Source organism: Desulfovibrio gilichinskyi (assembly GCF_900177375.1).
In the GTDB taxonomy this organism is placed as follows: Bacteria; Desulfobacterota; Desulfovibrionia; order Desulfovibrionales; family Desulfovibrionaceae; genus Maridesulfovibrio; species Maridesulfovibrio gilichinskyi.
Window position 1 is genome coordinate 728,156 of sequence record NZ_FWZU01000002.1, and the last position, 12,594, is coordinate 740,749.

Below are 12,594 nucleotides of genomic sequence, written 5' to 3' on the forward strand. Positions count from 1 at the left end.
CTGATGGCGATTTAAATGAATGATAATTTTCTAGTAAGCGAGAGTGCTAACTTAAAATATTATGGGGATATCTGCAACTTGGGGGATGTGGGAAGTGGGAGATGCTCAGTATGTTTTAATATGTGTTGTGAAATATATGTTATTTGAATTTTAATGTGTTATTGACGTTGTTTTTTTTATAATGTATTTGCTACTCCTTTGTGTAGCTATGCCTGCTTAGTATTTTTTATTTAACTGTTATTTATCGATAACTAGGAATTATGAATGTATCATTAAATACGGATGAGCACCAAAACCTTTTTAAATCAGAGGAAGCATGGCCTTTTGCTATTCGAGAGAATAAGGTTGAGGAGTGCATTGATTTCTTGTTGTCTGAAGCTAATCCTACCCCCAAGCTTTTAAATATTTATGGGGTGTCAGGAAGTGGAAAATCTTTTTTAGCGAAAGAAATAGTCAAAAAGTCGATGGAAAAGGAAAAATGTGGGGCAGCCATATATATTAATGTCCCGCCTAGTGATTTAGATTCATTTGCTATTTTAAAAAAAATCAAGGTACTCTTAAATAATGAGCATAAGGCTACCCGTGATGCTCCTTATTATGTTTCAAAGCAAATTGCCTCTAGGTGGCGGTTAAAACAAAACTATTCTTCATCATGGAAGAAATCTTATTTATATAGGGCTGTAAGGGATTTAGTTGGCCTTATTCCTCTTGGTGGACCATTTCTTAAAGCCATTATGCCTCAGATTTTGCCATCAAATGGCAACAAAGAATATAGTATTACAAAGCCAATTCATTTTTTACTTGAGCAAGCAAACTCTCAGAAAATAATTTTAGTATTCGATAATACTCAATTTATACCAGCAACAATTATAGATTTACTTGAAGGTGAATTTGAATCAGCTAACTGCTCATTTTGCTTAATATTAATTGAACGAATTTTATGTAAACGTTGTGTTAACTGGCTTCCTAATATACCAAAATTAATAGCGAAAGAGATAGAGTTGGGACGCGCTTCCCGTAAAGAAATAGAATTTCTAGTTCAACAGATTCTTCCTTCTGAATTTCCTAATGAAGAAATTATTGAAGCTGTCTATAGGCGTAGTGGTGGGAACCTTAAATGCGTATGGTTTCAGCTTAAATTTATTTATGGGCGACGGCTTTCACAAGTTCAAAGCAACTCTCCAGATTCATATGAAGATGTAATTCAATCTTTAACTCCAGGAGATCAAACTATTTTAAGATTAGTAGCTTTGGTTCTTGGAGGATTGTCAATAGTACATCTAACCAAGCTGTTAGCGATTATAAATATACATATAAATTCTGAGACAATACTCGGGTCAATTTCAGATTTGAAGGAACTAGGACTGCTAATTATAAACAGTGATAGTAATGATAAGGTTAAGGTTGAACATGAGATTGTTGCACATATTGTTGATAAATTAACACCTGAAGAAGAAAAAATGGAATTGAGGCAACAGCTAGTTACTGCATTTTGCCAAATACTTAGAGATGACCTTGATATTACTCGAAATGCGGCTCTGTATGATAAATTGATTGGGTTTGCTCATGAAAAAGAATTTCGTGCAAGTCCGCATATGCAAAGTAGTATTGTTGCATATATTCATCAACAACACTTAAATGAATCCTTTGCTTATCTGGTTTCTATTTGCCGGGATACTGTTTGCTGGGATGTTTTGGATATTTTACCTTCATACTCAATAAAGGAAATGTTGAATGCTATTCAAAAATGTTCTTTTTTTAGTTTTGGTCTTATTGCTACTGAAAAATTAAAAAAACATCATGAACATAGGCAGACAGCTTTACTATTTGAATCTAAATATCTTGTGCAATTGTTTAGATATGATGAAGCAGAGTGCTCTTTGTCTAAAGCAATACCCTCAAAGGAGAAAGACGTTGTAAATTTCAATATTATGAGCAACTTGTGTCAAGATGAAGATGCAGCAAAGATATCTTGTAAGATCTTTAATTCTTTATCACTAGAGTCTTCTTATGAATTTGACTATACAATTTTAAGAAATTCTGGACATTTATTTACACCTCAAAAAGCTTATAATGTCTTAATTGCAGCCAAAGATGGATATACCAGAATCGGATCATTATTTGGAGTTGCAACTACTTTAAATAATTTAGGAATTGTTGAAATTTTTAGAGGAGAAAAAGAAAAGGCTAAAAAAAATTTTGAAAATTCCCAACAAATGCTTAAAACTTTGAGATCGAATGAGGAGTATCAACCATTAGTTAATCTTGCAGGTTTATCTTTTAGTGAAGGAGAGTACAAAAAAGCTCGAAAGCTTCTATTAAGATCCAGGAATTTAGCTCCTTGTTCCTTAGTAATGGACGAAGCCATGCTGAATTTTAATGAAGCTGTAATTTCTCTAGTTCTTGGTGAGATTTCAGAAAATGTAGCTATTGATATTTTTCAACAGATTTATGCGAATGCCACAAAAACTCGAGATTTACGATTTATTGAAGTTGTAGCATGGCTTTGCGCTACAGTAGAGGTAGAATTTAGTGGATATTCTCAGACCAAATACTCTAGCAAAATGATTTCTAAAATATTACAAAGTCATAATGTTGGATTAGAACTATTAGTCAAAACTAAAATAAAAAAAAATGTTATAAAAGTTCCTTTTGTCCTATCACCGCATTGGCGTTATTGATATGTACGTTACTTAGGCTGCCAGTTATATTTTTGTGTCAACTGCTTTATTAACCGCTGCGATATATCTCCACCATTAATTAATTGGGCAATCCATGAACCTAAAAGATTTATATCACTTTCTTCATAATCTAATATTGCAAGATTTGTTGTTCCTATTCTCAACCCAGAAGTCTCTGTAGGAGATCTCCGGTCATTAGGTACTAAATTCTTATTGATGAGCACTCCTAACTCTTCAAATCGTCTTTCGAAGTGAGCTCCACTACCTTTTTCTTCTAGCTCTACTAATAAAATATGACAGTCGGTACCACCTGTCGTCAGTTTAATGTTATTTCTTTTTAAGCTATCCCCTAATATTTTTGAAACACTAATTATTTTTTTTGCATGCTCTCTAATATCTCGGCACTTCCATTCTAAAAGAGCTGTATATTTCCCAAGCATATTTGTTTCATTTGCTCCTCCCTGCGTTACAGGGAAGATGGAAGAATGAACCTGACTTTTAAGTGATTCGCGGTAAATAATTATACCGGAATTGGGTCCACGTAAATTTTTTACAGTGTTAAAGGTCACAAAGTCACAGTATGGAAAAACAGATTTATGCAGCCCTGCTGCAATAAAAGTAGCTGTATGCGAGATATCTGCGTGCAAAAATGCATTGTATTCATTAGCTATGGCTGCGCATTTTTCAAAATCAATTTCACGTGGCTGAGCGCTGCCTCCCACTATGATTAATTTAGGATGAATCTCTTTTGCTAAATCTCTGAGCTGTGTATAATCTACTTGGCCTTCTGGTGTTAATCCATAATTCACAGTTTTATGTCTTCGTGAAATGAGCACTGTATGTGATATATGCCCACCATCACAAGGTTTAAGACACAAAACTTTATCATTAGGTTTAAGGATTGCATTGTAAGCTATTTGATTGGCTTGAGTACCTGAATGGGGTTGAAGTGTTGCTCTATAGCCTTTTGGGTTACCAAATAAATCTAAAACTAAAGATTCTCCTTCAGTTTCAACTATGTCCATCATGCCAGCCCCAGGCAAAAACCTTGCTCCAGGCATACCTTCTGCAGGAAGTACAAATGAAGGTTCAGAAAGAGATTTTAAAACAGATGAAAAAGGATAACTAGCACTCGCGATCAAATGAATATAATTATTTAAAATTCCCCATTGAAGATCAATGACTTTAGAAAGCCGACTCATACTATCTTCGGAACTTCCTTTACATCGTTGGGTGTAAGTTTTTACCATTCATAATTCCTAGTTATCGATAAGTCCCTCCTAACGAATATCCTTCCTAGGATGCTTCAAAGTCAGTATTCCGCGTTGTGATGACAGGCTGACGTGGGTGTATATTTCTGTGACTGCTAGTGAACTATGTCCTAGTAATGTTTGGATATTTCTTATATCAACGCCGTTTTCAAGGAGCATGGTTGCAATGGTGTGCCTGAACATGTGCGGGGTGACGTTTTCAGTTACACCTGCGATGGCGCAGTATTTCTTGATTATTCTTCGGACTGACTGGTCGGAGAGGGGATTGCTGTCTCTGTTTAGGAAAAACGTTGCAGAATTATGTAATTTATCTTTATAAAGCTGAACGTACTCTTTTAAAATAGCTAAACATTTTTTTTCACAAAGCGGTATTATTCTTTCTTTTTTACCTTTACCAAGTATCTTCAGCTGATTGTTCTTTAAGTCTATTTCATATGGTGTAAAATTGCATAGCTCAGAGACTCTTATCCCTGTAGAAAATAGAAGTTCTATTGCAGCTATATCGCGAACAGCTTCGCGATATAATCTGCATTCAGGAGAAAATTTATTTTTCTCTAAATATGCATATTTTATTATTCTATTTAATGATGTTTTAGAGACAATTTTAGGAAGTATTTTTGATCTGTTTAGCTTTAAACGTATTTTTCTGAATGGAGTGGTGCTTATAATATCTTCGTATTCTAAGAAAGTAAAAAAAGATTTCAGTGTGGCAATCTTTCTTTTTATACTTCTTGGTTTATATTTTGAGTTTAAAAAAGCAATAAATTCTCTTAAAATATCCTTATCAATACTATTTACGTTGTTGCTCTGTGTTTCTATCTTACTTTTAAATTGAGATAAATCTTTTCCATATGCATTTAAAGTAAGTTTTGAAAGATCTCTCTCAATTTTACAATGCTGCAAAAATATTTCTATAGCGTAATTCAGTTTCATATATAGTATCTCCCATTGTTTGAAGGTAATAAATGCTTCAAACAATGGGAGTGATCAATTACTATATATTTTTAAAAAATCATAGAATGCTGGTTAGTTACTGTTTTAAACTAGCTGGGATAAGGGAGAAGAGTATTGCTTTTCTCGTTGTTTTTATGCGGTGGTAAGCGACATAACAATCGCCTGAGCGCATTTTTCCCCGTCCATCGCAGCGGAAATTATGCCTCCTGCGTATCCTGCTCCTTCACCGCACGGGAAGAATCCTTTTACACTGATGTGCTCAAAGGTTTCATTATCTCGCGGGATGCGGACAGGTGAGCTGGTACGTGATTCCACAGCCAGTACTTTAGCTTCATTTGAATCAAATCCCTTGAATTTGCGTCCAAGCTCCGGCAGAGCCGCGCGAAGTCTTTCGGAAACCATAACAGGCAACAGTTCGTGAACAGGTGCGCTGTAAATTCCGGGAATATAGGAAGTCTTCGGAAGTTTTGCAGAAATGCGACCTGCCACAAAATCTCCAACCCGCTGGGCCGGAGCTTTTTGCGTCAGTCCGTCGCCTGCCGCGAACATTGCTTTTTCGACAGATGCCTGAAAAGCCAGTGCGGCAAGAGGATCTTTACCTGCGTTTACATCTTCAAGCCTGATTTCCGCAACTAGCCCGGCATTGGCAAAGGGAGCGTTTCTTGCGGCAAGGCTCATGCCGTTAAGCACAAGCTCACCGGGTGCTGTAGAGGCCGGAACAATATATCCGCCGGGGCACATGCAGAAGGAGAAAACTCCGCGTCCTTCAACCTGCGTGGCAATTCTGTAACTGGCTGCGGGTAGATTTTCGTGCCGTGGGGATTGATGGTAGAAAATTTTGTCTATTATTGATTGCGGATGCTCAATGCGAACACCTAAGGCGAAAGGTTTTGCTTCGACGGTAATTTTGCGCGCCACAAGAGCATGGAAAATGTCTCTTGCAGAATGTCCTGTAGCCAGCAGAACTGCGTCAGCAGAAATTATTTCCGAACCGTTTAAGCGAACACCTGTCACCCTGTTCCCGTCCAGAATAAAATCATCTACATGTGCGTCAAAGCGAATTTCACCGCCGCAAGCTGTAATATCTTCACGCATTTTACTGACAATTTTCGGCAGAACGTTGGAACCTAAATGAGGGTGCGCATCAACGCGAATATCCTGCGGTGCGCCGTTGGCAATAAACAAGTCAAGAATTCTGCCGACGTTGCCGCGCTTGGTGGCACGGGTATAAAGTTTACCGTCTGAATAAGTTCCTGCTCCGCCTTCACCGAAACAGTAATTCGAGTTTGGATTAATATCCCCTTCGGTGTAGATTTTTTTAAGATCCTTACGTCTGGCATTAACGTCTTTACCTCGCTCCAATATTATCGGGCGAATTCCATTTTCTAAAAGCGTCAGAGCTGCGAAATATCCGGCAGGTCCGGCTCCCACGATGACGACACGTTTATCTCCGAGGCTGACAGGTTTAAAAACAGATTCCTGCGGTTCAACTGATTCAGGGTCGCCAATAGCAACTTGCAGCACGTAAAGCGGACTTTTGGAACGTGCATCAACCGATCTGCGGACAACGCGGGTGGAAAGGTTTTTATCATCAGGCATGTCCGCTTTTTGCAGTGCGGCTTTGCGGATTGCATTCACAAGGTTTATTTTGTCCGGAGTAATTTTAATTTCAACAAGAACTGGCTTCATTCTGATCTCACTTTTTTATCTTCGCTAACGGTTGCTTTTTTCAGAGCTGATTATTCGTAATTGCTGGCGCGTTAAATAATTCCGTGTAACGGACCGCCTACAGCCCCAAGCGCATCAACTCGTTTTTCAATTTCAGGATCATCTTCCAGTGCTGGCGCATGGTATGTTTTGAGTCTGGCATCAATAATTATGGAAGTCGTTGCACCCCAGTGTTTAGCGTGGATGAACGCTCCGACTCCGTACATATCCGTTGCCGGATCAGAGCGGGTGAATGTTACCCATAAGAAATTATCCCAGTTTTTAGCAGTGAAATTTGCATCGTCCGCAACAATGATCATAGGAAATCCTTCGATCCCTTTGGCACTCTTTAATGCTTCACCCAGTCTGTCCAGTTGCGAGTCTTGCTGATCGCGTTTCATCCGATGCTTGGTTCCTTGAATGATCAGGATACCCGGCGCGAATACCTGTACATCGCTAAATCCGTCAGGCAGGTTTATATTGGTCGGAAGCTGCGATGACAGAGAACGTTTTTTTGATCCAGCGGCGGCAAAGACCATCTTAGAACCTTGATTCAGGCTGATGCCGGAATAGTCCAGTGTATCGATGGTTGTTCTGGTAATAAAGTGAAGATCGCGGGTCAGATCGGCGCGTTCCAGCATGTGGCGGAAAAAGGCCGGAATGTCATGGCATGATTCGCCAGAACGCATATCTTCTTTAGCCGCAATAAATACGTATTTTGAAAGTGATGTCTGAGTGTTGCCAAGTAGTGACATTGCGTTAGTCAGCAGTTCCTGCGGCTGTCTTTCCTTCGCATATGGAACGTAACGCTCGCTGCCTACAGCTAAAAGCAGAGGATGAACGCCGGCTGCGTCTACAGCATGAACTTCATGTACTCCGGAAAAAACAGACGGCACAAGGTCCGCTGTCAGTTCGTGTATGAATTCACCGAACATAGTGTCTTCCTGAGGAGGGCGACCTACTGTGGTAAAAGGCCAGATTGCATCATTTCGGTGATAAACTTTATCGACTTTTAAAACCGGAAAATCGTGCGCAAGACTGTAATATCCGAGATGGTCTCCGAAGGGGCCTTCCGGTTTTCCTGTTCCGTCGACAATGGAACCGCTGATGCAGAAATCAGCTTCGGCAGGCATTGGCAGGTAGCCTTTACGGGCGACCATGGGAATGCGGTGTCCGCCGATTGCTCCTGCAAAGAAAATTTCAGCCAACCCTTCCGGCAAAGGCATGACAGCGGCCATGGTCATCGCCGGTGCGCCGCCGACAAATATATTCACTTTGAGCGAGGAGTTTTTTTTGATTGCCTGTGCGTGATGATGACCAATCCCTCTATGAATCTGGTAGTGCAGTCCGATTTCTTTATCAGGAATAAAGTCGTTGCCGGAGAGCTGGACTCTGTACATGCCTATATTGGAACCGCCGTATCCCGGCCCGTCAGGACTTTCAGAGTAAACCTGAGGTAAAGTGACATATCCGCCGCCATCCATAGGCCACGATACAAGCTGCGGCAGTTTGGAAACGGTGGTTTCATTTTCCATAATCGGTCCGGTGGAAACATTTTTAGGCATGGTATGCCATGCTGTTTTCGGTGCACCAAGGTATTTCCACGGTTTTTTGAGGGCTTCCATGGGGCTTAGTTTGAGCTTCATCAGCCGTTCAACCATTTTAACGGTATCGCGGAAGATGAAATTCATTCTGTCTTTGGTTCCGTAAATATTCGCAGCCATGGGGAACCGGCAATCCTTCACATTTGTGAATAGCAGGGCTGGACCTCCGGCCTGAAAGACTCTGCGCTGGATAGCACCTATTTCCAGGTTGGCATCCACAACTTGATCTATGCGCAATAGTTCACCGCGTTTTTCAAGTGCATCCAGACATTCACGTGTATTTCTATATCCCATGTGTAGTTCCCTTATTTAATATGAAAAAAAGCGGGATTATCCCGCTTAATGCTTTTATCTTACCAAACCTGTTCCAAGGTGGTCGTTATGCATAATTTATTGTTTTGATACTTGAGCTGCGGAAAGAAAATAATATCATTATTTTGAATTAACGATTCATATTTTTGGTGAAAGTTTTCGTACTAGCTCTTTGTATTCAAATGAATAGAAGCGGTCAAGAGTCTGCTGGAATGGATACGTTCCATATGTCTGTTTTGAAAGTAGTTTTATGTTGTAAATAACTGGTACGTTTATTTTTTAAAAGCTTGATTGCCAAATTTTTAAGCATGAAGTATCTTTGTAAGTAAGAGTGAAAAAATTTGGATTATAATTCCGACATTGTACGTTAACTATCTGACATTAAATGATGTTTTATAATTGTTCTGGAGGGTTAATGGAATTTAATGATCTGGGCATTAAACCTGTCAGCGATGCGAGTCCTGCCGGAGAAGACGCGCGTTATGATCCAGAGTACGATGAACTTCAACATGAGATTGATAAACTCTCCAGCGCAACGGCTGGCGGTTCAATAAATTGGAAGAATGTCGCAACGCTCGGGTCTTCCATACTGCTCACTAAGTCAAAAGATATGATGGTTGCTTCTTATCTCGGAGTTGCGCTGATCCATTTGGAAGGCGTGGAAGGTTTTTCAGGTGGCGTGCAGGTCATGCTCGATCTGGTTAATACTTACTGGGAGACTATGTTTCCAAGTAAGAAACGTATGCGCGGTCGTTTCAATGCCATTAAATGGTGGGCTGACAGGGCATTAGATTTTTTAAGGGACTATGACGGAGGCGATCTTCCGCAAGACGTTGTGGGAAATCTTTCACAGCGCATCAAGGATCTTGATTCAGCGTTATCCGAGAAATCTGAAGATGCTCCGATATTAAAAAATCTGGCTGACTATGCGGACCGTCTGCCGATTATACCAGAAGAAAAACCGCTGCAAGTTCCTTCTGACGAATCTGATGATGGCGCAGAACTGCCTGTCCCGCAGGTTGTTGAAACCTCTTCCTCCGTATCTAAAACTGCTGCGCCGTCTTCTGTCAGCAGCCAGACTGCTGCTGGGAATCTTCATTCAGAAGGAGACTTCCTTAATGAGCTCAAGACCGGAATGGATTCTCTTTCTTCTGTGGCGGACTACCTGCTTGCAAATGATACTGCTAATAGTTCCGGATACCGTTTTCGCAGGATTGTTGCGTGGATGCCTGTCATAGCTCTGCCTCCATCGGAAAAAGGAAAAACATTAATTCCTCCGCCGAGCAGCGAAATAAAAAATTCCATTATAAATCAGTTACAAAGCGGCGACTTTGCCGGGGCTCTTAATGCTTCAGAATCGATGATCAGTGTATATCTTTTCTGGCTTGATATCAGCCGTCTCGCTGCAGAGGCACTTGATGGACTCGGCGATTCCTATAGTGATGCCAAAACTGCGATTGAGCTTGAGACTGCTTTTTTTACAAAGAGGCTGCGCGGTATCGAATCCATGACCTTTTCGGACGGAACCCCCTTTGCTGACCAGAAAACTAAATCATGGCTGAACAGCCTTAACAAAGTGCAAGAATCCGGTCTTGGCGGGGAAAATGGAAAAGGATCTGATGCTGATGGTCTTTTTGCGAAGGCCTCTGAATTGGTTAAAAATAAAAAAATATTTGACGCTGTGACCATTATTCAGGATAGTTTAAATAGAGTGGTTTCTTTTCGTGAGCATTTTTTGTTGCAGCTGGGAATGGTCAGGATTCTAACTGAAGTAGATCAAGGCGGGCTGGCACATGTTCACGTTGAAGAGGTCCTTGAACATATTGAAAAGTTCAACCTTGAATCTTGGGAACCGGCTCTTGCTTTGAGCGGTTTAAAAACTGCTTACGAAGCACTGCTGGCAGAGGGGGGAGACGCAGCTGTTAATTTGGCTGCAAGCACATTAATGCGCATCGCTCGTCTAAACCCTGTCGAAGCGTTGAAGATAAATGGATTGTAAACAGGTTTAAATTTGATTTTCTAACGATTTACTGGAGGTCTTAAAAATGGCGAAAGAAGGTTCTGTAGCCCCTAAAGAAAGGGTTAACATAGTCTATAAGCCGGAAACAGGTAATGCAAAAGAAGAAGTTGAACTTCCTCTTAAATTACTGGTTGTCGGCGATTTTACTCAAAAATCTGATGACAGAATGGTCGAGAACCGTGATCCAGTAAATATTGATAAGGACAACTTCAATGAAGTCCTCAAAGCACAGGATCTGGAACTCAAAATTTCGGTGGGCAACAAACTTACTGCAGATGCTGATGCGCAAATGGCCTTGAATTTGAAGTTTGAAACTCTCAAGGATTTCGATCCGGATCAGATCCTTAAGCAGGTTCCTGAACTGCAAACGCTTATGGAGTTGCGTGACGCCCTCAAGGCTTTGAAGAGTCCGCTTTCCAATGTGCCTGATTTCAGAAAAAAGGTGCAGAGTTTAGTGCAGGATGAAGGCGCGCGTGAACGTCTGCTTAAAGAACTTGGTATTGAGTAGGGGGGACAGACATGGCTGAAGAGAAATTAGAGCAACAGCAACAAGGTGCAGAGACCACTACTGAAGGGTCTTTGCTGGATGAAATAGTAGAGGCCACTAAACTTAAACCAAATGACGAAGCTTATTCTGTTACCAAAGCAGGATTGCAGGCTTTTCTTGAAGAAATGGTTAAACCTGAGCGGCAGGGAGCTAAGATTTCCGGCAATCTTGTTGATGACATGTTGGCACAGATTGACCAGAAACTTTCGGCGCAGATGGATACTATTATTCATCATAAAGAATTCCAGCAGCTTGAATCTTCATGGCGTTCTATGAAGTTTTTAGTGGATCGCACTGACTTCCGTGAAAATGTCCGCATTCAGATGATGAATGTGTCCAAGGAAGACTTGCTGGATGATTTTGACGATGCTCCTGAAATAACCAAATCCGGTCTTTATAAACAAGCTTATACTGCCGAATACGGGCAGTTCGGTGGTCAGCCTTTCGGGGCTATTATCGGTAATTACGATTTCGGCCCCGGTCCGCAGGATATGAAGCTTCTGCAGTACTCGGCGTCGGTCGCAACCATGACTCATGCTCCGTTTATTGCGGCTGCAGGTACTGAATTCTTCGGTATTGAAAAATGGAGCGAACTTCCTAATCTTAAAGATTTGAATTCTATTTTCGAAATGCCGCAGTATGCAAAGTGGAATTCTTTCCGCGAATCGGAAGATGCACGTAATGTCGGTTTGACTCTGCCTAAATTCTTGCTTCGTCTTCCTTACGGACAGGACACTCTACCTGCTAAGAGCTTTAATTATCAGGAAAGTGTTAAAGACGGAGATGACGATTTCTGCTGGGGAAATACGGCTTTTGCGTTTGCTTCCAAGCTGACTGATTCATTCGCCAAATATCGCTGGTGTGCAAACATCATCGGCCCGCAGGGCGGCGGAGCTGTTGAGGATTTACCTCTGTATCAATATCAGGCCATGGGCGCAGTGCAAACCAAGATTCCGACTCAGGTACTCCTTTCGGAGCGCAGAGAATTTGAACTTGCCGAAGAGGGCTTTATCGGCCTGACCATGCGTAAGGGAAGCGACAATGCCGCTTTCTTCTCAGCTAATTCATGCCAGAAACCGAAATTCTTCGGAATCAGCAAGGAAGGCAAAGAAGCTGAACTTAACTATAAACTTTCAACTCAGCTTCCATACATGATGATCATGGACCGTTTGGCCCATTATATCAAAGTGATACAGCGTGAAAATATCGGTACGTGGAAAGAGCGTGGCGATCTTGAACGGGAGCTTAATACCTGGATATCTCAATACGTTACTGAAATGGATAACCCGGCTCCGAGTGTCCGCAGTCGCAGACCGCTGCGTATGGCTCAGATTGAGGTTAATGATGTGGAAGGCGATCCGGGCTGGTATTCAGTTTCTTTGAAAGCCAGACCTCACTTTAAGTATATGGGCGCCGCATTTACTCTGTCATTGGTCGGTAAGTTGGAAAAAGAGTAGTTTCTTAAGTAAGTCCGGTCGCCGGAATATGTGTTCCGGTG

8 protein-coding genes are annotated in these 12,594 nt (G+C 41.1%); 4 read left to right on the forward strand and 4 right to left on the reverse strand.

All coding sequences use genetic code 11. From position 1 onward, the window contains the following. The first annotated feature begins 260 nt into the window (after positions 1 to 260). Entirely contained in the window at positions 261 to 2,681 is a 2,421-nt protein-coding gene (locus B9N78_RS08280) for a tetratricopeptide repeat protein (RefSeq protein WP_085101081.1), read from the forward strand. 8 nt (positions 2,682 to 2,689) lie between these two features. On the opposite strand, the gene B9N78_RS08285 is transcribed toward B9N78_RS08280, so the two are convergent. The 4 genes from B9N78_RS08285 to B9N78_RS08300 all read right to left on the reverse strand — a co-directional run bounded on the left by B9N78_RS08285 (position 2,690) and on the right by B9N78_RS08300 (position 8,511). After that, positions 2,690 to 3,931, reverse strand: coding sequence for a serine hydroxymethyltransferase (locus B9N78_RS08285; RefSeq protein WP_085101085.1), 1,242 nt, complete (start codon positions 3,929 to 3,931; stop codon positions 2,690 to 2,692). A 30-nt stretch (positions 3,932 to 3,961) separates the two neighbouring features. Next, on the reverse strand, positions 3,962 to 4,885 hold the full coding sequence (locus tag B9N78_RS08290) for a tyrosine-type recombinase/integrase (protein WP_085101088.1): 924 nt from the start codon (positions 4,883 to 4,885) through the stop codon (positions 3,962 to 3,964). 153 nt (positions 4,886 to 5,038) lie between these two features. After that, positions 5,039 to 6,595: an NAD(P)/FAD-dependent oxidoreductase gene (locus B9N78_RS08295; RefSeq protein WP_085101091.1), complete on the reverse strand. Its 1,557-nt coding sequence runs from the start codon at positions 6,593 to 6,595 to the stop codon at positions 5,039 to 5,041. A 71-nt stretch (positions 6,596 to 6,666) separates the two neighbouring features. Further along, a complete protein-coding gene (locus B9N78_RS08300; protein ID WP_085101094.1) occupies positions 6,667 to 8,511 on the reverse strand; it encodes a UbiD family decarboxylase in 1,845 nt (614 codons plus the stop codon). Between the two features lie 433 nt (positions 8,512 to 8,944). Between B9N78_RS08300 and tssA the strand changes: the two genes are divergently transcribed. From tssA to tssC, 3 genes are read left to right on the forward strand one after another with little or no spacing between them, the layout of a single operon-like run. Beyond that, on the forward strand, positions 8,945 to 10,528 hold the full coding sequence (gene tssA / locus B9N78_RS08305; protein WP_085101097.1) for a type VI secretion system protein TssA: 1,584 nt from the start codon (positions 8,945 to 8,947) through the stop codon (positions 10,526 to 10,528). 46 nt (positions 10,529 to 10,574) lie between these two features. After that, positions 10,575 to 11,057 (forward strand): type VI secretion system contractile sheath small subunit, encoded by a 483-nt coding sequence (gene tssB / locus B9N78_RS08310; protein WP_085101099.1) that lies wholly within the window; start codon positions 10,575 to 10,577, stop codon positions 11,055 to 11,057. 11 nt (positions 11,058 to 11,068) lie between these two features. After that, a complete protein-coding gene (gene tssC / locus B9N78_RS08315; protein WP_085101102.1) occupies positions 11,069 to 12,553 on the forward strand; it encodes a type VI secretion system contractile sheath large subunit in 1,485 nt (494 codons plus the stop codon). The last annotated feature ends 41 nt before the right edge of the window (positions 12,554 to 12,594 follow it).

What these genes read in the sequence shown, in the direction of transcription:
- tssA (WP_085101097.1), top strand. Translation starts at nt 8,945, where the DNA reads ATGGAATTTAATGATCTGGGCATTAAACCTGTCAGCGATGCGAGTCCT.
- tssB (WP_085101099.1), top strand. Translation starts at nt 10,575, where the DNA reads ATGGCGAAAGAAGGTTCTGTAGCCCCTAAAGAAAGGGTTAACATAGTC.
- B9N78_RS08290 (WP_085101088.1), bottom strand. Translation starts at nt 4,885, where the DNA reads ATGAAACTGAATTACGCTATAGAAATATTTTTGCAGCATTGTAAAATT.
- tssC (WP_085101102.1), top strand. Translation starts at nt 11,069, where the DNA reads ATGGCTGAAGAGAAATTAGAGCAACAGCAACAAGGTGCAGAGACCACT.
- B9N78_RS08280 (WP_085101081.1), top strand. Translation starts at nt 261, where the DNA reads ATGAATGTATCATTAAATACGGATGAGCACCAAAACCTTTTTAAATCA.
- B9N78_RS08295 (WP_085101091.1), bottom strand. Translation starts at nt 6,595, where the DNA reads ATGAAGCCAGTTCTTGTTGAAATTAAAATTACTCCGGACAAAATAAAC.
- B9N78_RS08285 (WP_085101085.1), bottom strand. Translation starts at nt 3,931, where the DNA reads ATGGTAAAAACTTACACCCAACGATGTAAAGGAAGTTCCGAAGATAGT.
- B9N78_RS08300 (WP_085101094.1), bottom strand. Translation starts at nt 8,511, where the DNA reads ATGGGATATAGAAATACACGTGAATGTCTGGATGCACTTGAAAAACGC.